General features: G+C 67.9%; 21 protein-coding genes. 20 read left to right on the top strand and 1 reads right to left on the bottom strand.

Features of this window, described 5'->3' with window-relative positions; genetic code table 11:
- Positions 1 to 6 precede the first annotated feature (6 nt).
- The 18 genes from E2651_RS09690 (at position 7) to E2651_RS09605 (ending at position 19,850) form a co-directional block, all read left to right on the top strand.
- Entirely contained in the window at positions 7 to 1,077 is a 1,071-nt protein-coding gene (locus tag E2651_RS09690) for a methyltransferase (RefSeq protein WP_245238707.1), read from the top strand.
- 101 nt (positions 1,078 to 1,178) lie between these two features.
- Positions 1,179 to 1,889, top strand: coding sequence for an AAA family ATPase (locus tag E2651_RS09685; RefSeq protein WP_135330634.1), 711 nt, complete (start codon positions 1,179 to 1,181; stop codon positions 1,887 to 1,889).
- Between the two features lie 30 nt (positions 1,890 to 1,919).
- Entirely contained in the window at positions 1,920 to 2,516 is a 597-nt protein-coding gene (locus E2651_RS09680; protein ID WP_167828748.1) for a flavodoxin family protein, read from the top strand.
- A gap of 22 nt (positions 2,517 to 2,538) precedes the next feature.
- Complete coding sequence (locus tag E2651_RS09675; RefSeq protein WP_135330633.1) at positions 2,539 to 2,952, top strand: nuclear transport factor 2 family protein; 414 nt, start codon at positions 2,539 to 2,541, stop codon at positions 2,950 to 2,952.
- A 29-nt stretch (positions 2,953 to 2,981) separates the two neighbouring features.
- Positions 2,982 to 3,992, top strand: coding sequence for an AvrD family protein (locus E2651_RS09670; RefSeq protein ID WP_135330632.1), 1,011 nt, complete (start codon positions 2,982 to 2,984; stop codon positions 3,990 to 3,992).
- Positions 3,989 to 5,002 (top strand): beta-ketoacyl-ACP synthase III, encoded by a 1,014-nt coding sequence (locus tag E2651_RS09665; RefSeq protein ID WP_135330631.1) that lies wholly within the window; start codon positions 3,989 to 3,991, stop codon positions 5,000 to 5,002. The genes E2651_RS09670 and E2651_RS09665 overlap by 4 nt, the downstream gene beginning before the upstream one ends.
- 30 nt (positions 5,003 to 5,032) lie before the next feature.
- On the top strand, positions 5,033 to 5,281 hold the full coding sequence (locus E2651_RS09660; RefSeq protein WP_135330630.1) for an acyl carrier protein: 249 nt from the start codon (positions 5,033 to 5,035) through the stop codon (positions 5,279 to 5,281).
- A 49-nt stretch (positions 5,282 to 5,330) separates the two neighbouring features.
- Positions 5,331 to 5,984, top strand: a complete 654-nt coding sequence (locus E2651_RS09655; RefSeq protein WP_135330629.1) for an undecaprenyl diphosphate synthase family protein — start codon at positions 5,331 to 5,333, stop codon at positions 5,982 to 5,984.
- Positions 5,985 to 6,040: 56 nt separating this feature from the next.
- The gene (locus tag E2651_RS09650; RefSeq protein WP_135330628.1) at positions 6,041 to 6,958 is read left to right on the top strand and encodes an aromatic prenyltransferase; all 918 of its coding nucleotides are present in this window, start codon (positions 6,041 to 6,043) and stop codon (positions 6,956 to 6,958) included.
- Positions 6,959 to 7,058: 100 nt separating this feature from the next.
- Positions 7,059 to 7,478, top strand: a complete 420-nt coding sequence (locus E2651_RS09645) for a hypothetical protein (protein ID WP_135330627.1) — start codon at positions 7,059 to 7,061, stop codon at positions 7,476 to 7,478.
- Positions 7,479 to 7,531: 53 nt separating this feature from the next.
- The gene (locus tag E2651_RS09640; RefSeq protein ID WP_135330626.1) at positions 7,532 to 8,437 is read left to right on the top strand and encodes an aromatic prenyltransferase; all 906 of its coding nucleotides are present in this window, start codon (positions 7,532 to 7,534) and stop codon (positions 8,435 to 8,437) included.
- Between the two features lie 128 nt (positions 8,438 to 8,565).
- Complete coding sequence (locus E2651_RS09635; RefSeq protein ID WP_135330625.1) at positions 8,566 to 10,410, top strand: 1-deoxy-D-xylulose-5-phosphate synthase; 1,845 nt, start codon at positions 8,566 to 8,568, stop codon at positions 10,408 to 10,410.
- A 14-nt stretch (positions 10,411 to 10,424) separates the two neighbouring features.
- Positions 10,425 to 11,570, top strand: coding sequence for a flavodoxin-dependent (E)-4-hydroxy-3-methylbut-2-enyl-diphosphate synthase (gene ispG / locus E2651_RS09630; RefSeq protein WP_209446104.1), 1,146 nt, complete (start codon positions 10,425 to 10,427; stop codon positions 11,568 to 11,570).
- A 297-nt stretch (positions 11,571 to 11,867) separates the two neighbouring features.
- Entirely contained in the window at positions 11,868 to 13,409 is a 1,542-nt protein-coding gene (locus tag E2651_RS09625; RefSeq protein WP_245238705.1) for a DUF6851 domain-containing protein, read from the top strand.
- A 183-nt stretch (positions 13,410 to 13,592) separates the two neighbouring features.
- The gene (locus E2651_RS09620) at positions 13,593 to 15,158 is read left to right on the top strand and encodes a vanadium-dependent haloperoxidase (RefSeq protein ID WP_209446102.1); all 1,566 of its coding nucleotides are present in this window, start codon (positions 13,593 to 13,595) and stop codon (positions 15,156 to 15,158) included.
- Positions 15,159 to 15,315: 157 nt separating this feature from the next.
- A complete protein-coding gene (locus E2651_RS09615; protein WP_135330623.1) occupies positions 15,316 to 16,833 on the top strand; it encodes an MFS transporter in 1,518 nt (505 codons plus the stop codon).
- 198 nt (positions 16,834 to 17,031) lie between these two features.
- A complete protein-coding gene (locus E2651_RS09610) occupies positions 17,032 to 18,594 on the top strand; it encodes a DUF6851 domain-containing protein (RefSeq protein ID WP_245238703.1) in 1,563 nt (520 codons plus the stop codon).
- A gap of 269 nt (positions 18,595 to 18,863) precedes the next feature.
- A complete protein-coding gene (locus tag E2651_RS09605) occupies positions 18,864 to 19,850 on the top strand; it encodes an RNA polymerase sigma-70 factor (RefSeq protein WP_135330641.1) in 987 nt (328 codons plus the stop codon).
- Positions 19,851 to 19,920: 70 nt separating this feature from the next.
- On the opposite strand, the gene E2651_RS09600 is transcribed toward E2651_RS09605, so the two are convergent.
- Positions 19,921 to 21,198 (bottom strand): NAD(P)/FAD-dependent oxidoreductase, encoded by a 1,278-nt coding sequence (locus E2651_RS09600; protein WP_135330622.1) that lies wholly within the window; start codon positions 21,196 to 21,198, stop codon positions 19,921 to 19,923.
- Between the two features lie 303 nt (positions 21,199 to 21,501).
- Between E2651_RS09600 and E2651_RS09595 the strand changes: the two genes are divergently transcribed.
- Together E2651_RS09595 and E2651_RS09590 are read left to right on the top strand one after the other, a co-directional pair.
- Entirely contained in the window at positions 21,502 to 22,776 is a 1,275-nt protein-coding gene (locus E2651_RS09595) for a cation:proton antiporter (RefSeq protein WP_135330621.1), read from the top strand.
- Between the two features lie 11 nt (positions 22,777 to 22,787).
- Positions 22,788 to 23,561, top strand: a complete 774-nt coding sequence (locus E2651_RS09590; protein ID WP_135330620.1) for a 4-(cytidine 5'-diphospho)-2-C-methyl-D-erythritol kinase — start codon at positions 22,788 to 22,790, stop codon at positions 23,559 to 23,561.

Here is a 23,561-nt window from a genome sequence, read left to right as displayed (position 1 = left end):
ACTGCCATGACACCCGAGGCCACGCTCGCCCGATTCCGTGAGTACATGGTCGGACCTTCGCGGTTCATGAGCCTGGTGTCGAGTTTCGAACTCGGCATCATCGACCAGCTGCGGGACACCCCGGACCTGACCCCGAGTCAGCTCGGCGAGGCCGTCGGCGTCAAGCCGGACGCCGTGGAGCAGCTGCTGTTCCTGCTGGTCAAGGAGGGCTTCGTCGCCCACGACGAGGCCGCGGACAGCTACCGCCTCGACGCGCTCGCGCACGTTCCCGTCGGCGACCTCAACCGGGCGCTCGCCTACATGAACCTGATCAAGGTCACGGCGCTGCGTCAGCTGTACTACCTCACCGAGAGCGCCAGGACCGGCACGATCGTGGGTCTGAAGGAGCTGTACAACGCCGAGGGCACTCTGTACGACGCGGTGGCCGACCACCAGGACCTGAACGACGCCTGGCTGAAGCTGATGAACAACGTCACGGCCAACATCGACCCCTGGTTCTTCGACAACGTCGACATCCCGGCCGGCTCCCAGGTGCTCGACGTCGCCGGCAACACCGGCCTCGGCGCGATCCACACCTACCGCCACAAGGCCTCACCCGGGCTGAAGGTCACCACCTTCGACCTGCCGGACAAGGAGACCGAGGCGCTGGCCAACTTCAAGGCCGAGGGCCTCGAGGAGCACCTGTCGTTCATCGGCGGCAACGTCTTCGACGAGATTCCCCAGGGCTACGACGTCGCGCTGATCAAGCACTTCCTTGACATGTTCGACAAGAGCGACGTGGTCAAGATCCTCTCGGGCGTCAACAAGTCGCTGAACGTCGGCGGCACGGTCCACATCCTGGTGCCGGTCTACCCCGAGAACGTCAAGGACACCGACAACTACAACGTCGACTTCTTCCCGGCCTTCTTCATCGGCTGCGCCATGGGCCAGGGCGGTCCGCAGAAGCTGTCGACCTATGTGCGCTGGCTCGAGGAGTGCGGCTTCGAGGTGACGAAGGCGATCACCAAGAACGCCGCGGAGATCCCGCCGGACGTCATTCCCGTCCAGGCTCTGCTGACCGCGACGAAGGTCGCGTGACCGGGGCAGCCCGTACTTCCTGCGCACCCCGTTTGTGATCACCGCCGTATGAGGCAGTGCCTTGTGGCAGGCAAAGCACTGCCTCGGAGCTGGAGAAACCCATGAAGATATCCGTGTCCGGGACTTACTCCTCGGGCAAGACCTCGACGGTGATGGCACTGTCGCACTACACCGGTGTCCCGCGCTCGCTCGCCCGGACCATCCGGGAGATCATGCCGGAGGCCCTGCCGGGCGTGAAGCTCGCGGATGTGACGCCGGCTCAGTTCCTCCAGCTCACCATGCGCCGCCACACCGGCCGCGCGGTGCAGGAGGCGCTGCTCGGGGACAACCTGATCTCCGACGGGTCCTCCCTGCAGGAGTGGCTGTACGGGGAGGCCCGGCTGAGGCACGGCATGAACCCCAACTCCACCGCCGTGGGCGGGAACGGTCTGGAGACCACGTCACCGGAGGAGATGGTCTTCTTCGGCAAGGTCGTCGAGCAGTACGGGAGCGCCTTCAAACAGCACGTCAAGGCCACCTTCGACGCCTACGTCCACCTGCGGCACGAACTGCCGATCGCGTCGGACGGACACCGGCCGATGAACAACGAGTTCCGAGCGACCATCGACTCGATGCTGCTCGCCACGCTGGACGAACTCGAGATCCCTTATCACGTGGTCGGCGGCTCCATGGCGGAGCGCCTCGAGACCATCGCCGGGATCTTCGAGTGGAAGCCGGTCATGAGCGCGGATGAGGCCATCGAGCTGGCCCGCGAGGAGTACGGCAGCCAGGACTTCCGCATGGAGCACGAGCGGGTCCCGGCGCACACGTGAGTTGCCCTTACATTCCGAGGAGAACAACCGATGGAAAAGCCGCCCACCATCGCCATTGCCCACCACTCCGGCAGGGGCCACACCGACGTGCTCGCGCAGTCCGTCCGAGCCGGTGCCTTGGCCGCGGGCGCCGAGGTGACCATGGTGGCCGTCGAGACGATGGATGACGCCAAGTGGGAGGCGCTCGACAACGCCGACGCGATCATCTTCGGGGCGCCCACCTACATGGGATCGGCGTCGGGGAAGTTCCACATGTTCGCCGAGACGACCAACAAGCGCTGGGGGCGCCAGGCCTGGAAGGACAAGCTCGGGTCGGGGTTCACCATCGGCGCCTGCAAGGCGGGCGACAAGGACTCCACTCTGGGCTACTTCGCGACCCTGGGCGCCCAGCACGGGATGATCTGGGTCAGCCTCGGCCTGCTCCCCGGCTGGCACCTCAGCCATGAGAGCGAGAACGACCTCAACCGGCTCGGGTACTTCAACGGCGCCGCCGGCACCCTGGCCGGCGACCTGCCCGCCGAAGAGGTCCACAAGGCGGACATCGCCACGGCCGAGCACCTCGGTGAGCGCGTCGCCCAGATGACGGCGATCCACCTCGCGGGGCGTGCCGCCCTGGTAGCCAAGTAGCGGACGACGGGAGAGAGCTGACATGACGACCGCGCAGCAGCGGACCACCGGGGCGACCGTGGACTCGTTCTTCGAGAGGTTCGCGTCCGGCGATCTGCCCGGCCTGCTCGGGCTGTTCGCCGACCAGGTGGACTTCCGGGTGGCGGGAAGCGCCGACGTGCCCTGGACGGGCACCCGTTCCACCAAGGACGAGATCGCGGAGTTCTTCGCGATCTTCCCGAAGGTGCTGACGGCCCCGCAGGGCTTCAACCTGGGCACCCGCCTCGTCGACGGGCAGCACGCGGTGGTCACGGCCGAGTCCGTCTTCGGCGTCCTGGCCACCGGAAAGACCTTCACCAACGCCTACGCCCTGCACTTCTCCGTCGTCGACGGAGAGATCACTCGCTACCACATGTACGAAGACAGCCACGCCATCGCCGAAGCCTTCACCGCATGACGCGGTGAGCGTGCTGGAAAGGAGCGATTGTGCCTTCCCTGGAACTCGCGTCCATCGACGATTTCCTCGGCCCGCGTGACAGCCGATTCCTCGGCGAGGGATTCAAACGGGTCGAACACTCGCTGACCGATCTCACGATATCGCCGGGAGCCGACGGCTCCGGGGGCATCGAGGCCACGGCCCATCTCGCCATCCCCGGCCTCTGGTCCCGCAAGGGCGAGAACCAACAGAAACCCCATCTCAGCTCCATCGACGTGATGCTCTTCGCCGCCCGGCTCACCGGCCTGTACGCGGCCCACACCTTCGGGCTCGACCCGGACGCGCCCTTCGAGGTGCGGTCGATCGACATGAAGGCCGGCTCGAGTCCGGACGAGGAGAGCCTGGAGAAGTTCCCGGTCAGCGGCCGGCTCGTCGCCGCCGAGACCACGGGCGACCAGTGGTCGACCACCCTGGACTGCCGTGTCGGCTCGCTGTCGGCCCGGCTGCACGCGGCGCACGGCGCGGGCCGTCGCCAAAGCGGCGACTCCCAGGCGTACTACGTGGCCGAGGAGTTACCAGGACCCTGGAACGACCGGCCCTACGGCGTCCCGCACGATGCGCGGCAGCAGCTGCTCACCGGGGTGCACGTCACGGGCGACGGCGGCGAGGAAGGTCTGCGGGCGTCGGCTCAGGCCATGCTGGTCCCGGACGGTGCGGAGGCCGCCCGGGACAAGGCTCAGGCCACCATGATCGACGCCTTTGTCGCCGCCATGCAGCTCGGCCAGGTGCTGCTCTACACGCTGGACGGCATCGACCGGGCCGGCAGCAACAACCTCTGGATGCGGCGCACCCGCATCACGGCCGCCGCCGGCGCACCGGACCCGGGCGACGACGAGTTGACGGCGCGGCTCGGCCAGGCCCGGCTGCTGCCCTCCCCGTCCGGCACCTGGCGGTCGGCCGAGCTGAGCGGCGCCCTGCACGGCGTACAGGCCCGGGCGTCCGTCGTGCATCTGCTCAACCCATCGTCAGAGAACGACAGTCGGGGAGGTGAGGGCCGATGAGCGCGCCCGCCGCCGTACTCGCGGGGCTCGGCTCCTATGTGCCGCCTCGCACGGTGACCAACGACGAGCTGTCCCAGCACCTCGACACCAACGACGAATGGATCGTGCAGCGCACCGGCATCCGGCAGCGGCACTGGTCCGATCCCGGCGTGGCCACCAGCGACCTTGCGGTCGAGGCGGGCCACCGGGCGCTGAAGTCGGCGGGGGCCCAGGCGCCGGGTGACATCGGCATGGTGATCGTGGCCACTACGACGCCCGACCAGCAGTGCCCCACCACCTCGCCGGACGTCGCCGCACGGCTCGGTCTCGGCAATGTCGCCGCGCTGGACCTGGCGGCCGGCTGCTCGGGCTTCATCTACGCGCTCGCCACCGCGTCCGCGACCCTGATGGCCGGGTACGCCGAGCGCGTTCTGGTCATCGGCGCCGAGACCTTCCGTCCGTTCCTCAACCCCACCGACCGCGGCACGTCGGTGATCTTCGGCGACGGTGCCGGTGCGGTGGTGCTGCGCCGCGGCACCATCGACGAGCCCGGCGCGGTCCTGACGGTGGACCTGGGCTCGGACGGCAGCCTCAGGGAACTGGTCGGCATCCCGGGCAACGGCTCGCGGCACCGGTCCACCGACCGTCCGCCGCACCCGGACGACCAGTACCTCTACATGAACGGCAAGGAGATCTTCCCGCACGCGGTCCGCCGGATGGCACAGTCCTCGTCGGCCGCGCTCGAGAACGTCGGCTGGAACGTCGACGACGTCGACCATGTGGTGGGCCATCAGGCGAATCTGCGCATCCTGCAGGCCCTGGCGCAGCTCCTGGGCGTGGACAAGCAGCGCGTGGTCACCCATCTCGATCAGGTGGGCAACACCTCGGCCGCCTCCATCCCGCTGGCACTGGCCGACGCCGCGGCCAAGGGCCGTTTCCAGCGCCATGACCGGCTGCTGCTCACCGCCTTCGGGGCCGGCCTGACGTGGGGTTCGGCCGCCCTCACCTGGCCGGGGGTCACCCTCGCCTGAAAACCTTCGTTCGTTTGGAGAGAAAGCGCTATGACGAGCCGAATATCCCTTGAGCCCGAGGCCGTGCTCGACGTTCTCAAGACCCACTTCGACGTCCCCGCCGACACGGCCGTCGACACCGAATTCCAGCTCCTCGACCTGGATTCCCTGGTCCTGATCGAGCTGGGCGTCATCTTGTCGAAGCAGTACGGCGTCGACGTGACCGGCGACGAACTGGCCTCCGCGGGAACCGCCGTCCAGGCCGCCGAGCTGGTCTCCGAGAAGGCCGCGAACAGCTGATCATCACCGCGTATTCGACCGCTCTCACCCGCAATAAAAGGAGAACACGGTGACCACCCTGATGCTACTTCCGGACGGAATGCGCCGCTGGTCCAAGGCGCACGAGGTATCCCTCGACGAGGGATACACGGCGATGGCGGACAAGCTGATCGAGTTCATGGGCTGGGCCAAGGAGGCGGGCGTCAAGACGCTCTACGTCACGTCCTCCTCGGCCGCCAACCACAGCCGCCCCGAGGCCGCGGTGACCACGTTCATGAACGCGTTCACGGACGTGGTGCGGCGCATCCACGACACGTACAACTTCGATTTCTCCGGGTCGCTCGACCTGGTCGCCGACCCCTACGTCTCCGAACTGGAGTCGCTGCGGGACAAGTCGGCCAAGGACGCGGACTTCACGCTGCACTACATCCTCGGCATGTCTCTCCAGCACGAGGTCCTCGGCATCTTCAACAAGCTCAACGGGAAGATCCCGGAGCTGACCCCGGAGATCCTCGCCGAGAACGCGTACATCCCGACGCAGGTCGATTACCTCATCCGCACCGGCGGTGCGATACGGATGTCGTCCTTCTTCCCGCTGATGTCGCCGTACGCGGAGCTTTATTTCTCTCCGATCCTGTTCCCCGACATGACGCGAGCCGAATTCGACGCCGCTCTGCAGGACCTTCAGGGCCGGGACCGGCGCTTCGGCGGCTATCCCGCGTGAGCCACCTCTGAACCGCACCACGCACACAAGCGTCAAGGCAGAAACTGGGAGGATGCATGTCGAGGACCGCCGAAGTGGAACGGGTGTATTCGGCGATCGAGGAAGCGGCTGGACTGTTGAGCGCGGTCTGCTCACGTGACAATGTCTGGCCGGTTCTGGACGCGTTCGGGGACGAACTCGCGGAGGCCATGATTGTTTTCGGCGGGCAGGCCGGCGATCGCCACGCGGGAGAGCTCGACTACAGCTTCACCGTCCCTTCGTCGATCGGAAATCCGTATCCCCACGCGCTGTCGCGTGGGCTTGTCACCGAGACGGACCATCCCGTCGGCTCCGTGCTCTCGGACATCCAGGGGCGATGGCCCATCAAGGAGCACTTTGTCGACGCCGGAGTCGTCGGCGGATTCAAGAAGCTCTACGCGCACTTCCCCGACAACATGCAGAAGGTGTCGGACATCGCCGACATCCCGTCGATGCCGCGTGCCGTGGCCGAGAACGCGGCGCTCTTCGCCCGCTACGGCCTGGACCAGGTGGCGATGATCGGGGTCGACTACCGGCACAAGACGGTCAGTGTGTACTTCCACTTCGGGCCGGACGGCCGCCCCGAGCCGAGCACCATCCGTGCGCTGCTCAGCGACCTCGGGATGCCGGAGCCGGACGAGCCGACGCTGGAGTTCGCCCACAAGTCGCTGCGGGTCAATATCACGCTCGGCTGGGAAACCGGGGACGTCATCCGGGTCGCCTTCGCCCCGCCGCCGGTCCGCGGTCTGGATCCGTCGGCGCTTCCCGGCCAATTGACGCCGCGCATGGAGGAGTTCGCACGCGTCTCTCCGCGCGCGTACGCCGGTGGCCGCGTGAACATGTACGCCGTCAAGTGGATGCGCGGCGAGGAATTCCACGAGGTCTGTACGTACTACCAGCTCACGCCCTGGTACGAGAAGATCCTGACGGACGCTCCCAAGGAACAACAGGGGTAACGCGAGCAAGACCGTTCTCAACCGTGCCGCACTCGACTAGTCCTCTGGTCGAGTGCGGCACCTTGAACAAGCGCTGCACCCAAAACCCCCTGGAGCACACATGTCCGGAGCAACCGAGACGGCGAACGCAGGAGCGGAGAATCTGGCCGCGTACGCGAACGCCCGCTTCCAGGAGGCCATCGCCGGGCCGCGCGAGCAACTCGGCGAGCGCCTCTTCCGTATGTCCCTGACGGCCTGGGAGAACCCTGAGCTGAGGCCGACGCTCCTCGAGAAGATCCGGTCCGCGGCCACCAGCGACGCCGGCGCGGCTCAGTTGCGCGACCACTTCTCCTCCATGCTCGTCGACCGGGTGGGAGAGGTGGTCGACGCGCCGCGGCTGAACCTCAACGCGGTGGTGACGCAGGTCGTGGGCGTCATCATGCTGCGCTACGTGATGCGGATGGAGCCGCTCGCGTCGGCATCGGTGGATGAGCTCGTCGACACCTTCGCTCCCACGATCCAGCGCTATCTGGACGCGTAGCCCGAGTTCACCGCCCTTCAAGAACAGAGCCCAGAATGATGTATGGAGGACGAATGTCCGGGACCGCCGTAGAAAAGCTCTACTCGGCCATCGAGGAAACAGCCGGCCTGCTGGACGTGACGTGTTCGCGTGACAAGGTCTGGCCTGTGCTGGCCTCGTTCGAGGACGCGATCCCGCAGGCCGCGATTCTTTTCCGGGTGGCGACCGACAAGCGCCATGCCGGAGAGCTCAACCTGCACTTCATGATGCTTCCCGGCGACGTTGATCCCTATGCCCTCGCCCTGTCGAACGACCTCATGGCGAAGACGGAGCACCCCGTCGGCAGCCTGCTCTCGGACATCGCGGAACGCTTCCCGGTCGAAAGCTACGGCATCGACTTCGGAGTGGTGAAGGGCTTCCAGAAGACCTGGTCGTGCTTCCCCGGCAACAGCATGCAGAGCCTGTCGAAGCTCGCCGAAGTCCCGTCCGTGCCGAGCAGCCTGGCCGGAAACCTCGACTTCTTCTCCCGGTACGGCCTGGACGAGAATGTGACCCTCGTCGGGATCGACTTCGAGCACCGGACGATGAACGTGTACTTCGGCGAGGTGGCCGAACTCCTCGAGCCGGATGCCGTCAAGTCGATGCTCCGCGATCTCGAAATGCCGGAGCCGAGCGAGCAGTTGCTCAACTTCGCCAAGCAGTCGTTCGGCTTCTACGCCACTTTGAGCTGGGACTCGCCGCGGATCGAGCGTTTCTGCTATGCCGCGATCGCTCCGGATCCGATGGCACTCCTCGACCAGGTCGAGCCGAAGATCGAGCACTTCCTGAAGACCGTTCCGTACGGCGTCGACGACCCCAAGGCCGTCTATGCGGCGACGTCTCCGAACGACGGGGAGTTCTACAAGATCCAGTCGTACTACCAGTGGCGGCCGCGACTGGTGAACCACATGCACACGAGCGTGTCCGACTCCGGCGAGTAGTGTTCGCGGATTTCTCACGAGCCACTGCGAAGTGGGGCCATTGACCGGGTGACGGCGGCAGGGACCCCGCCGTATCCCTGCCGGCCAGAAGACCACTGTTTCGGATATTTACCCGCTGAGGAGTCGCTATGGGCCTTCTTGAGGAGATTCACCGTCCAGAAGACGTGCGGAGCCTGGGCTCTTCGCAGTTGCCGGAACTCGCAGCCGATATACGTGAATTCCTGGTGGCCGCGGTATCCAAGACGGGAGGGCACATCGGCCCGAACCTCGGAGTCGTCGAGCTGACGCTCGCTCTGCACCGGGTGTTTGAATCTCCACGGGACCTGCTGCTCTTCGACACCGGCCACCAGGCCTACGTACACAAGCTGCTGACCGGGCGCCGTGCGGGATTCGACCGGCTGCGCCAGCGTGGCGGCACCTCCGGCTATCCGAGTCAGGCCGAATCCGAGCACGACGTCATCGAGAACTCCCATGCCTCGACCGCGCTCTCCTACGCCGACGGGCTCGCGAAGGCCAGGCAACTGCTCGGCGACGACGGCCGAGTCGTCGCCGTCGTCGGGGACGGCGCGATGACCGGCGGCATGTCCTGGGAGGCCCTGAACAACATCGCCGCGGGCGAGGACCGCCCGGTGGTGATCGTGCTCAACGACAACGGCCGGTCCTACTCGCCGACCATCGGCGGCTTCGCCAGCCATCTGGCCGCGCTGCGGCCCGGCGCCGACGCCGGCGAGACAGCGGCGACGGCCCCGCAGACGCTGTTCGAGAACCTCGGACTCGCGTACATCGGACCGGTGGACGGACACGACCTGACCGCCCTCGAGGAGACCCTGAAAACGGCGCGCTCCCTCGAACGCCCGGTGGTCGTGCACTGCGTCACGAAGAAGGGCCAGGGCTTCGCTCCGGCGGAGAACCACGCGGAGGACTGCTTCCACGGCCCCGGCGCCTTCGACCCGGTGACCGGCGAGTCGAAGGCCTCCGCCACCTCCTGGACCGAGGTGTTCGGGTCCGAGCTGGTGAAGATCGGCGCCGAGCGCTCCGATGTCGTGGCCCTCACGGCGGCCATGCTGCACCCGACCGGCCTCGCCGAATTCGCCGAGGCCCACCCCGACCGCGTCTTCGACGTCGGCATCGCCGAGCAGCACGCGGTCACGTCCGCGGCGGGCCTCGCGCTCGGCGGCCTCCACCCGGTGGTGGCGGTGTACGCCACCTTCCTCAACCGCGCCTTCGACCAGGTCCTGATGGACGTCGCGCTGCACCGTCTTCCGGTCACCTTCGCCCTGGACCGCTCCGGCGTCACCGGCAGCGACGGGCCCAGCCACAACGGCATGTGGGACCTGTCGATGCTCCAGCTGGTGCCCGGCCTGCGCATCGCCGCCCCGCGCGACGGGGCCCGGCTGCGCGAACTGCTGCGCGAAGCGGTGGACGTGTCCGACGCGCCCACGGCCATCCGGTACCCCAAGGGCCCGGTGGCCGCGGACCTCGACGCCGTCGGCAAGTGCGGCGCCATGGACGTACTGTCCCGTCACCGCGGCCTGGGGAACACCGGTTATGACGCCGAGGACGTCCTGCTGATCGGCGTCGGCTCCATGGCCGGTGTGTGCGTGGAAGCCGGGCGCCTGATCGCAGCTCAGGGCCTGGGCGTCACGGTCGTCGACCCCCGGTGGGTCAAACCCCTGGACTCCGCCATCGCCGACCTGGCCCGTCAGCACCGCCTGGTGGTCGTGGTCGAGGACAACGGCCGGGTGGGCGCCGTCGGCGACGCGGTCGTCAGGCTGCTGCGCGATGCCGACATCGACATGCCCGTACGCACCTTCGGCGTCCCCCAGGAGTTCCTCGAGCACGCCAGCCGGTCCGAGATCCTCGCCGACATCGGGCTCAACGCCCAGAGCCTCGCCCGCACCATCACCCCCCTCGTACAGCGGAGTTCCGCTGCTGACCGTGACGACGACCGGTCCATGCCCTTGCACGTATGACAGGAGACTCGCTCGTGCCGAACGTCGATCTAGGCATCCCGCAGTTCCCGCAACAGCCGATCCTCAAGCGACGGCACTCCCGTTCGTTCTCGGTGGGGGCCGTCGGAGTGGGCGGGGACCATCCCATTTCGGTGCAGTCGATGACCACCACGCTGACGTCCGACGTCAACGCGACCTTGCAGCAGATCGCCCAGCTCACCGCTGCCGGATGCCAGATCGTCCGCGTCGCCGTGCCCTCGCAGGACGACGCCGACGCCCTGCCCGAGATAGCCCGCAAGTCGATGATCCCGGTCATCGCCGACATCCACTTCCAGCCCAAGTACGTCTTCGCGGCGATCGACGCCGGCTGTGCGGCCGTGCGGGTCAACCCGGGCAACATCAAGAAGTTCGACGACCGGGTCAAGGACATCGCCCAGGCCGCGTCCGCCGCCGACGTTCCCATCCGGATCGGTGTCAACGCCGGCTCTCTCGACAAGCGCCTGCTCGAGAAGTACGGCAAGGCCACCCCGGAGGCGCTGGTCGAGTCCGCGCTGTGGGAGGCGTCCCTCTTCGAGGAGCACGACTTCCACGACGTCAAGATCTCGGTCAAGCACAACGACCCGGTCGTGATGATCGAGGCCTACCGGCAGCTGGCCGCCCGGTGCGACTATCCCCTGCACCTCGGCGTCACCGAGGCCGGGCCCGCCTTCCAGGGCACCATCAAGTCCGCCGTGGCCTTCGGCGCGCTGCTCAGCGAGGGCATCGGCGACACCCTGCGGGTCTCCCTCTCCGCCGATCCGGTGGAAGAGGTCAAGGTCGGCCTGAAGATCCTGGAGTCGCTCGGCCTGCGTGAGCGAGGGCTCGAGATTGTCTCCTGCCCCTCGTGCGGGCGCGCCCAGGTGGATGTGTACAAGCTGGCCGACGAGGTCAACGCCGCCCTGGAGGGCTTCCCCGCTCCCCTGCGGGTGGCGGTCATGGGCTGTGTGGTCAACGGCCCCGGCGAGGCCCGCGAGGCCGACCTGGGCGTGGCCTCCGGCAACGGGAAGGGCCAGATCTTCGTCAAGGGAGAGGTCGTCAAGACCGTGCCCGAGTCGCAGATCGTCGAGACGCTCATCGAGGAGGCCATGCGCCTCGCCGAGGAGATGGGCATCGATCCGCTCGGCGAAGAGACCGCCCGGTGAAGAGCAAACGAGTTGGTCGGTTTAGTGGCCGCTTCTGGCGGCTCAACTAGACCTCCAGCCTCTCGAGACTTTACACAGGATCACCCTTGATCCCCTCGAACTGCGCTTGAAATCAAGGGTTGTTGCTGGTGAGAGGCCCCATGGAACCCTTGCTCCGGGCAGGATGTACACGGGCGTGCGGTTTTCTATTGACAGACCGGTTGCGCGGTTTTTAGCGTGGGCGCCGCTGGATACGGGGTCGGGGCCGCGTGAGGTCACTTCAGATGTGCAGCCCCGCTAAAAATAAGGACACTTCACATGGCGACGTCCGAACATTCTTCTGTCTCAGGTTTCTCACCGAAGCGCAGATCGCTGCTGATCGGCACGGCCTCAACTGCCGTGCTGACCACCCTGGGTGGCATCGGAACGGCCTCCGCCAAGGAGTCCCGCGCGGCGGCGGCCGATTTCGACTTCGACAAGGGCAACTTCCACCGGGACCTGCTCAGCACCCCGGTCGCCCCGCTCAAGGAGCCCATCGGCCCCATGGACGCCACCGTCCTCGTCTATCTCACCCACCTCACGATGACGGCGTGGTTCGACGCGCTGGCGCCCTACCACCCGACCGCGGTCGGCGTGCACTCCCGGATCAAGCGCCGCCCCTCCAGCGAGGCCGCCACCAACAAGAACAAGAACATCGCCGCGCTGTACGCCGGGTACCAGGTGATGAAGGCCACGTTCACCGACCAGGTGCCGGGCTACGTGAAGCTCTTCACCTCGCTGGGCCTGGACCCCGAGGACACGTCGGAGGACCCGACCACCGCCGTCGGCATCGGCAACATAGCCGGCAAGGCCGTCGTCAAGGCCCGCAAGCGCGATGGCATGAACTTCGCGGGCGACGAGGGCCGCAAGTACAACGGCCAGCCCTACGAGGACTACACCGGCTATGTCCCGGTGAACACCGCCTACAAGGTGGTCAACCCCTCGAAGTGGCAGCCGGTTCCCGGACCGCACCGCCGCCGTGTCGGCGGTGGCCCCGGCGACAAGGGCATCTTCACCGACCAGCGGTTCGTCACCCCGCAGATGGGCCGGGTCAAGGCCCACACCTTCAAGGACCCGAGCAAGTTCAAGCTCGCCCCGGCCAACCACACCGACCACACCGACCCGCGCAGGTACAAGCGCTCGGTGGACGAGATCCTGGCGGCGTCGGCCGGACTCACCGACGAGCAGAAGTCGAAGGCGGAGTTCTTCGACAACAAGTTCCTGGGCATCGGCCAGTCGACGAAGTACGCGGCCCTGGCCCACGACCTGGACCTCGACGACTGGATCCACCTGCACTTCACGAGCTCCACGGCGCAGTGCGACGACCTGATCGCCGCCTGGTACCAGAAGCGCGAGAAGGAAGCCGTCCGGCCGTACACCGCGGTCCGCCACGCGTACGCCGGCCGCAAGGTGAGCGCCTGGGGCGGGCCCGGCAAGGGCACGGTCCACGACATGCCCGCCGAAGAGTGGACCAGCTACCTGCCGGTGGGCGACCACCCCGACTACCCGTCGGGCTCGACCACGCTCTGTGCCGCGGAGGCGCAGGCGGCGCGCCGCTTCCTCGGCGACGACATCCTCGATCTGACGTGGGACATCCCCGCGGGATCCTCGCTGACGGAGCCCGGGATCACGCCCGCCAAGGACCTGAAGGTGCACTACGCCACCTGGAGCGAGTTCGAGAAGGACTGCGCCATGAGCCGGGTGTGGGCGGGTGTGCACTTCAAGGCGACGGTCGAGAGGTCCCTCGTCTTCGGCAAGCAGTTCGGTGACCTGGCCTACGAGCACGTGCAGCGACTCATCAAGGGTGACGTCAAGGACTGACCCCTCCCTCAACTGCGGTGGCGGGCCCTCCCCCGAGCCCGCCACCGTGGTCAGCCTCATCCCCCTGGACAAGCAGAGAACAAGGGCCGCTGTTCTCAAGGCACCGGGAACAACAACCCAGGCGAAGAGCGGCCGCCATAGATCGCCCGTTACGCATCCGTCTCGGAGACAAGGAACGCAACCATGGCGTCAAGCCGCTCTTCCCTCCCCGACTTCTCGCCCCGCCGCAGATCGCTGCTGCTCGGCACGGCCTCGGCCGCGACGCTGGCCACCCTGGGGGCCACCGGCAGGGCCGCCGCCGCCGACGCGGCGCCCCAGCCCCAACTCGACCTCGACACCGGCAACTTCCTCGACTGGTTCCAGCCCCAGGACGACGGCGCCGGCGTGTCACCCTCGTCGGAGATTTTCGGCCCGATGGACGTGACCGTCTTCCTCTGGATCAACGTCTTGACGGGGCTCGCGTGGTACGACGCGGTGGCGCCCTACACCGAGACCGCGGTCGGTGTGCACTCCCGGATCAAGCGCCGCCCCTCCAGCGAGTCCGCCACCAACCGGAACATGAACACCGCCGCCATCCATGCGCAGTACCGGTTGTACAAGGGCACGCTGCCGTCAAGGCTGGAGCCCATGCGGAAGCTGATGACCTCGCTGGGCCTGAACCCCGACGACGATTCGACGGACCCGACCAGTCCGGTCGGCATCGGCAACATCGCCGGCAAGGCCGTCTTCGAGGCCCGCAAGGAAGACGGCATGAACTACCTCGGCTACGAGGGCGGCCGCCGGTACAACCCCATGCCCTGGGCGGACTACACCGGCTACAAGCCCGTGAACACCGCCTTCGAACTCGTCGACCCCACACGCTGGCAGCCGCTGCTCCACCCCCACAACGGCCGCCGCGTCGGCGGAGGCCCGGGCGACCTTGGCATCTACGTCACCCAGCATTTCGTCACTCCGCAGATAGCGCGGGTCAAGCCCCACCTCTTCCCGGGCCCGGACAAGTTCTCGATCGCCCCGCCGGACTTCAGCAACGACGCCGGCAGCCGCAAGTACAGGCGTGCGGTGGACGAGATCCTGGAGGCCTCGGCCGGGCTCACCGATGAGCAGAAGGCCATCACGGAGGTCATGGACAACAAGATCTGGGGCATCGGCCACTCGGCGCTTGTCATGGCCCGCAGCCACGACAAGAACGGCGAAATGGGCGTAGAGGGCTGGGCCAAGTTCATCCTCACGCACCTCCTTGCGACGTTCGAGCCGCTGATCGTCACCTGGCACCACAAGCGCAAGTACGACGCCGTACGGCCGGTCAGCGCGGTCCGGCACCTGTACCGCCGCGACGAGGTGACCTCCTGGGGCGGCCCCGGCAAGGGCACGGTCAAGGACATGCCCGGCCGCGAGTGGTCCCCCTACCTGCCCACAGGGGACCACCCGGAGTACCCGTCGGGCTCCACGACGATCTGCTCCTCGTCGGCGCAGGCGGCCAGGCGCTACTTCGGCACCGACGCCCTGGACTGGAAGTTCACCTTCCGTACCGGCACGTCGCGGACGGAACCGGGCTTCGCCCCCGCCCACGACGTCCCGTTGCACTTCGCCACCTGGACCGACTTCGCCAAGAACTGTGCGGTCAGCCGGGTGTGGGGCGGAGTGCACTTCAAGAAGACGGTCGAGAGGTCCCTGGTGTTCGGCGAACAGTTCGGCGACCTGGCCCACGAATTCGTGGAGCGGCACTCCAGCGGCGAGGCCAAGGACTGACCCAACGCCGGTGAGGGCGGGGCCCGGCACGGCCCGCCCTCACCGGTTCGGTCTCGGTCGTCTCCTCCCGAGGCCCGGTGACCGTGTCACAGGTCAGCTGGTGTGTCTCGTCTTAAAGGTGACGCCTTAAGACCGTTGGTTGAACAAGGAGATGATCATGGCAACACCGAATGCAGCCGCTGCGGCCGAGCCCGCTTCGGGGCCGGTTGCGGACCCGAAGCGATGGCTGGTCCTCGCTGTCGTCTGTACCGCCTACCTCATGGTGGGCCTCGATCTGACCGTGATGAACCTGGCGCTGCCCTCCGCGCAGGAAGACCTGGGCTTCACGGACGCCGACAGGCAGTGGATCGTGACCGCGTACGCGCTGCCTTTCGGAAGCCTGCTGCTGTTCTGCGGACGCCTGTCCGACCTGATCGGCCGTAAGGAGAGCTTCCTCATCGGAGTGGGCGGCTTCTCCGCCGCCTCCGCTGTCGGCGGCGCCGCGAACAGCTTCGAGATGCTGGTGACGGCCCGTGCCTTCCAGGGGGCCTTCGCCGCGATGCTGGCACCGACCGTCCTGGCCGTGGTGGCCACGCAGTTCATCGATCAGAAGGAGAAGAACAAGGCCTTCGGCATCTTCAGCGCGGTCGCGTCCAGCGGCGCGGCCCTGGGCCTGATCATCGGCGGCGCACTGACCACCTCCCTGGACTGGCGGTGGTGCATGTACGTCAACCTGGTCTTCGGCGTCACCGCGCTCATCGGGGGCCAGCTGCTGATGCAGAAGCAGCCCAGGCCGGGTGCCAAGATGGACGTTCCGGGTGTGCTGGTGGCGTCCGCCGGTATGTTCTGCGTGGTCTACGGCTTCTCCAACGCCGCGGAGAACAGCTGGAGCACGCCCTCGACGTGGGGCGTCCTCGCGGCCGGTGGCGTACTGCTGGTCATTTTCGCGGCGTGGCAGACGCGCGCCGCGAATCCGCTGCTGCCGCCCCGGATCGTTCTCGACCGCAACCGCGGCGCCGCGTACCTCACGGTGCTGCTCGTCGGCATCGGCATGTTCGGCGTCATGCTGTTCCTCATCTACTTCATGCAGAACAACCTGGGTTACTCGGCCATCACCTCGGGTTCCGCGCTCCTGCCGATGATCGTGTTCACCACCGTGGCCGCCGGCATCGGTGCCATCAGGCTGCTGCCGCTGTTCGGCCCCAAGCCGCTGATCAGCACCGGCATGGTGATGAGCGCGGCGGGCATGGCCTGGCTGACCAGGATCGACGCGGACGCGTCGTACGTGGTGGACCTGCTCGGACCGCTGGTCGTCATCGGTGCCGGTATGGGCCTCATCTACTCCGCGTCGTCGCGCACCGGCACCTCCGGTGTGGCACCCCAGGAAGCGGGGATCGCCTCGGCGTGCATCAACACCGGCCAGCAGCTCGGCGGCGCCGTCGGCACCGCACTGCTCAACACGATCGCCGCCACCGCCGCCACCGGCTGGCTGGACAGCAACGTGCAGGGCAAGCCGTCGCCGGAGCAGCTCGGCATCGCCGCGATCGACGGCTACACCACGGTGTTCTGGTGGTGCACCGCCATCTTCACCTTCGGCGCCGTCATCGCCGCTGTGCTGCTGCGCGGCGGCCCCCTGCCCGTGCCCGCGGAAGCCGCTGCTCAGAAGCCCGAGCAGGCCGAAGCGGCGCAGTCCTGACGCGCGCCGACCCGGCGCGCGGCCGTCCCCCTCGCCCTGAACGGCAGCTGTAGACAGGGGTGTTCGGCCGCGCGCCGGGTCATGGCCGGGGCGGACGAGAGGGCCCGCCGAGAAGCAGCGGAACGTACCTGCAGACCTGTCTACAGCTGCCGTCTCTTCACAAGGACCACAAGGACCACAAGGACAAGGAACAGAACCATGACGACGTCCCGACCCTCTCCGGCCTCCGGCAACGCACCCGGGCGCAGGTCTGTGCTGATCGGCACGGCATCGGCCGCGGCGGCGACCACCGTGGGCGGCACCGGCGCGGCGGCGGCCGCCGACAAGCCCGCCGGATCAGCTGCGGCGGAGCCGCCCAAGTTCGACCTCGACAAGGGCAACTTCTACACGGACCTGATCGGCAAGTCGGGCGACACGACCGGGCAGCACCAGGCCCTCGACCCGCAGAACGTGTCCGTCATCATCTGGATCCAGGACATGCTGCAGGCCGCGTGGTTCGACGCCCTGGCGCCCTACCACCCCACCGCGGTCGGTGTGTTCTCCCGGATCGAGCGCCGCCCCGCCGAGGAGGGCGCCACCAACCGGAACAAGAACATCGCGGCGCTGCACGCCTCGTATCAGGTGATCAAGCCCGTCTACCCGGACCGGGCGGACGTCATGCGGCAGTTGCTGACCATGGTCGGCCTGGACCCCGACGACGATTCGACGGACCCGACCACCGCCGTCGGCATCGGCAACATAGCCGGCAAGGCCGCCCTGCGGGCCCGCAGGCGTGACGGGATGAACTTCCTCGGCGACGAGGGCGGCGCGTACCACGGCCAGCCCTACGACGACTACACCGGCTACGAGCCGGTGAACACCTCCTACAAGCTGGTCAACCCCTCGAAGTGGCAGCCGCTGGCGAGCCCGCACCGCCGCCGCGTCGGCGGGGGCCCCGGCGACAAGGGCATCTTCATCGACCAGCGGTTCTCCACCCCGCAGCTGCGGCTGGTCAAGGCGCACAGCTACAAGGACCCGGCCGAGTTCGAGCTCGCCAGGCCCGAGCACCTCGACCACACCAACGTGAACAAGTACAAGAGCGCGGTGGACGAGGTCCTGGCGGCGTCGGCCAAGCTCACCGACGAGCAGAAGGTGAAGACGGAGTTCTTCGACAACACCTACCTGGGCATCCTCCAGTCGACGAAGGCCGCGGGCCTGGCCCACGACCTGGACCTGGACGGCTGGATCCACCTGCTCTTCACCAGCTCGGTGGCGCAGCTCGACAGCCTGATCGCCGCCTGGCACCACAAGCACGAGGACAACGCCGTGCGGCCCGCCAGCGCGATCCGGCACGTCTACGGCGACCGCAAGGTGAGCGCCTGGGGCGGCCCCGGCAAGGGCACCGTCGACGACATCCCCGCCGACCAGTGGGGCAGCTACCTGCCCGCGGGAGACCGCCCCGAGTACCCGTGCGGCACCACGACGCTCGTGGCCGCCCAGGCGCAGGCGGTACGGCGCCTCCTCGGCGACGACGTGCTGGAGTGGAAGCAGCCCTTCCCCGCAGGATCGACGCAGACGGAGCCGGGCGTCACCCCCGCCAAGGACATCGAGCTGCACTACGCCACCTGGAGCGCGTTCGAGAAGGACTGCGCCGCGAGCCGCGTGTGGGCCGGTGTGCACTTCAAGAAGACGGCCGAGACGTCCCTCGAGTTCGGCAGGCAGTTCGGCGACCGCGCCTACGAGTTCGTGCAGCGGCACATCAAGGGCGACGTCAAGAAGTGACCCCCGCGCCTTGACGTACGTACGGAGAATCAGCGCCGGCGACCGTGCCCGGCGCTGATTCTCCCCCCCATGTCACACCCGGCCGGGCTGTCTCGTCTCAGGTATCGAAGGTCGTCGGTCCCCAAGTCGCGGCGAACGCCGCCGCCCTGGCTGCAGAGCAGAAGGTGAAGAACGTGGTCAACACCGTCGACGGCGAACCGGCCCGGGCAGCCGAGCGGGCCGCCCCCTTCGCGAACCTGAGCGGGGGCGAATCGGCGGGAGGAACTGGCGTGAGGCGGACCGAGGAGTTCGAGGAGCTGCGGTCACTGCTGTTCTCGATCGCCTACCGGATCCTGGGCAGCGTGAGCGAGGCCGAGGACGCGGTCCAGGAGACCTGGCTGCGCTTCGACGCCTCCCCCGCCCGGCCCAGGTCGACCAAGGCGTTCCTGTCGGCCACGGTGACCCGGATCTCGATCGACGTGCTGCGCTCGGCCCGTGTCCGGCGCGAGGAGTACGTCGGGCAGTGGCTCCCTGAGCCGCTGCTCACCGACCCCTACGAGGATCCCGCCCGGTCGGCGGAGCTTGCCGACTCGTTGTCGATGGCGGCCCTGCTCCTCATGGAGCGGCTCTCTCCGCTCGAGCGCGCGGTCTTCGTGCTCCGGGAGGTGTTCACCTTCGGGTTCCCGGAGATCGCATCGGCGGTGGGACGCTCGGAGTCGGCGTGCCGTCAGCTCGCGGTGCGGGCGCGGCGGCACATGAACGAGGGCCGGCCCCGGTTCGAGGCCGACCGTCAGGAGCGGCAGGAACTCGCCGAGCGGTTCTTCGGTGCCCTGCGGGAGGGGGACGTCGACGGGCTGCGGGACCTGCTCACCGCGGACGTGCAGTTGATCGGGGACAGCGGCGGGAAGGCTCCGCAGCTGTCCAGGACCGTCACCGGCGCCGACGACGTGGCCAAGCTGCTCGCCTGGTTCTTCCCCATGCTCATGCGGGTCGACGTGACGCTGGAGCCGCAGCAGGTGAACGGCCAGCCCGGCGGGATCTTCCGCGACCGGGACGGCAAGGTGCTCAACACCTGGACGCTCGACGTCACCGAAGGACAGATCCAGACGATCCGCTCGGTGAGCAACCCCGACAAGCTCGGGCACCTGGGCCCGGTGGCGGACGCCTGGGCGGTCAACCGTGAGGCGGCCCGGGTCTTGACCACGTCCACCACGTCCAGGATCCGTGCCAGTACGGGGAAGGGGCCACCGACACCGAGAGCCCGACGAACACGGTGAACGTGGCGCCGATCCCCGGCGGAAGGGCACCGCGGTGGAGCCTGTCGCGGTGCCCACGCTCACCAGGACGTCAGCTGTCGGCGCCGGCCGGAGACGTGACGTCCGCGACGAGGTCGTCGAAGGTGAGGCTGAACAGGGCGTGGTCGCCGGTGAGTCCGGAGACCAGCTTGACGAAGTCCACCTTGGGCTCGTTCTTCTTGTCGGGGTCGGTGATCTCCTGGGCCATGTTGAAGTAGAAGCCCTTGGTCTTCGAACGGTCGTAGAAGGCCTCCACGAACGTACGGATGTCGTTGAAGAAGTCCTGGTACGCGGAGGCGTACCGGTCCAGCGCCTTCTCCTCGATCTCCGGGTGCTCGATGACCTGGTCGACGACCCTCGAGAGCGCGCTGCCGGCCATGGTCGCGAGCGCGACGCCGGTCGAGAACAGCGGGTCCACGAAGGCGGCCGCGTCGCCGACCAGCACCCAGCCGTCTCCGTGGAAACGCTGGTTGGTGTAGGACCAGTCGCGTGCGGAGCGGAATCCCGTGGTCTGGTGCGCGTCCTTGAGGAGCGCCTTGAGCTTGGTGGTCTGCGCCATCTCGGAGTGGAAGAGATCCTCGAGGGACACATCGGCGGCGCTCGCGGTGGCCGAACGCGTCACGTAACCGACGCTGAAGACACCCTTGTCGATCGGGATGCCCCAGAACCAGCCGTCCTTGATGCCCTCGATGAGGATGTTGGTCCACTCGTCGCCGGGAAGCCGGTGGCAGCCGTCGAAGTACGTCCACACCGCGACGTTCTGCAGCTGGTCGTGCCAGTTGAGCTCGGAGTACTTCCGGCCTATCACCCGGGCCTGCCCGGAGGCGTCGATGACCAGGGAGGCCCTGGTCTCCTGGACCGCGGGGAGCCCGCGCACGGCGTACTTGACGCCGACGACGCGGCCGTCCTCCTCGATGGTGTCCTTCACCGTCGCCTCTTCCACGACGGTGGCACCCAGTTCGCGCGCGCGGTCCAGGATCATCGTGTCCAGGTCGGCGCGGCGCGTGTGGTACGAGTACGGGATTTTCCCGCCGGTGCTGAACGAGAAGTTCCACGGAACCTCGTTGTTGCCCCAGACCAGCGTGCCGCCGTACTTGCGCTCAAATCCCTTGGCCTCCATGCGCTCGGTCAGGCCGAGTTCCTCCATGGGCAGCATGAATCCGGGAATGAGCGATTCCCCGATGTGATACCGCGGGAATCGCTCACGGTCGAGGACGAGAACGCGGCGACCGCGCTGAGCGAGAAGCCCCGCGGTGGTGGCACCGGCGGGACCGCCGCCGATGATGATGACGTCGAAATCGTCAGCGATTCCAAGCAGTTTGGACGACATGCGAGACCTTCCCCAGATCCGACATTCGCGCATTGCGTGAAGGCTTCTCCCGCTCCCGCAGAGCGCATTCACCAACCAGCGTGCAGGGGAAGATCAGTTGGTGTCATCGCCCAGATTGCTCAGCCGGACACCGACCGGACATATGCCGGACATAGCCCGTACGCCGGGACCACAAAATGCGACATACGCGTATCTGCTTGAGCGGCTCGAATCAGACGCTGCTCGCTCTCAACCGCCTGGGGCGACGATGCCGTTCGGTTCCTCCTGGGGCCGCGGGGACAGCGCCTCACCGAGATGGATGGCATGGATACGCATCAGACCACGGCACTTCTTGTCGGCCTCGCCGTCATGGTGTTCCTGGCCCGCATGCTCGGCGTGCTGGCCCGGCGGCTCGGCCAGCCGGCCGTGATCGGTGAGGTCCTCGCCGGTATCGCGCTGGGCCCGACCCTCTTCCACGGCGCGATAACCGACGCCCTCTTCCCGGACGACATACGGCCCCTGCTCAGTGCGCTGGCCGCCGTCGGCATCGCGGTCTTCATGTTCATCGTCGGCCTGGAGTGGGACGCGGCCATGATCCGGGGCAGCGGCAGCCTGGCCGCCTCCGTGTCGTTCAGCTCCATCCTGATGCCGTTCGGCCTCGGCGCGCTCCTGGCGCTGTATCTGATGGACGACTACGGCACCGACGACAAGACGTCGTTCATGCTCTTCATGGGCATCGCCATGTCCATCACGGCGTTCCCGGTCCTGGCCCGGATCCTCACCGACCGGAACATGACCCGCACCCCGATGGGCGTGATAGCCCTGGCCTGCGCCTCCATCGACGACGTCCTGGCGTGGTCCCTGCTGGCCGCCGTGGTCGCCCTGAGCGGCTCGGCGGGACCCGACCAGTGGCGCATCCTGCTCGCCGTCCCCTATCTGCTGGGCATGTTCTTCGTCGTACGCCCCCTGCTGCACCGCCTGGTGGCCCGCCGGCCCGATCTGCGGCTCACCCCGACGGTGCTCGCGTGCGTCCTGACGGGCCTGCTGCTGTCCGCCGCGGCCACCGAGTGGGTCGGCCTGCACTACATCTTCGGCGCCTTCCTCTTCGGCCTGATCCTGCCGCGCACCGGCAGCGAGCAGCTGCGCGCCGAAGTCCAGGACCGTCTGGGGCAGATGAACGGCACGCTGCTGCTGCCGGTGTTCTTCCTGGTCGCCGGTCTGAACGTCGACCTCTCGAACCTGGACGCGGCCGGTCTCGGTGCCCTGGCGCTGATCCTTCTGGTGGCCGTCGGCGGCAAGTTCACCGGAGCGTTCGCCGCCGCCCGCCTCAACGGGATGCCGGTCAGGCAGTCCGCCACGCTCGCCACCCTGATGAACACCCGCGGCCTGACCGAACTCATCGTCCTGAACGTGGGCCTGCAACTGGGCTTCCTCAAACAGGACCTCTACTCGCTCATGGTGGTGATGGCCGTGGTCACGACCGCGATGGCGGGCCCCCTGCTGACCTGGCTCAACGGCCGCCCTGCGGACGGCGACCACACCAAGTCCCACGACACTCCCGACAGCGTGCCGGGGACAGCGGACACGGCCGCCCGGTAGACCTGAGCCCCATGGGGAGCGGCAGGTCGAGCATCACGGTACGGGTGCCGGCCAAGGTCAATGTCCAGCTCGCGGTGGGTGCAGCGCGCCCGGACGGGTTCCACGACCTCGCGAACGTGTTCCTCGCCAAGGACATCCCGGTGGCCGGCGGCATGGCGGGGGGCAGCGCGGACGGCGCGGGCGCGCTGCTTGCCTGCGACGCGCTGTGGAACACCGGTGCCTCCCGCGCCGAACTCCTCGCGATCTGCGCCGAGTTGGGCAGCGATGTCCCGTTCAGCCTGGTGGGCGGCGCGGCGCTGGGTACCGGGCGCGGCGAGCGGCTGACCCCCTTGCGGGTCGGCGGCGGCTTCCACTGGGTGTTCGCGATGGCGGAGCGTGGCCTGTCCACCCCGGCGGTCTTCCGCGAGTTCGACCGCCTTGCCGATGGCCGCTCCATCCCGGAGCCGGTCGCGTCGGCGGATCTCCTCGAGGCGCTCGCGACGGGCGACGCGGACGCGCTTGCCGCGGCCGTCTCCAACGATCCGCAGCCCGCGGCGCTTTCCCTCTTCCCGGAACTCGCCCGCACGCTGGAAGCGGGCCGCACGGCGGGCGCGCTCACCGCGCTGGTCTCCGGTTCCGGCCCGACGGCCGCCTTCCTCGCGCGCGACGCACAGGCGGCTCAGCAGGTCGCCCAGGAGCTGCGCTCCTCGGGTACCTGCCGGTCGGTGCGCACGGCGGCGGGGCCGGTCCCGGGCGCGACGACACTCACCGAGGCGCACGACACGGACGTACCCGTCGGGGCATGA

The organism is Streptomyces sp. MZ04 (assembly GCF_004684775.1).
Taxonomy (GTDB): domain Bacteria; phylum Actinomycetota; class Actinomycetes; order Streptomycetales; family Streptomycetaceae; genus Streptomyces.
This window is presented reverse-complemented; position numbering and strand designations above follow the sequence as displayed.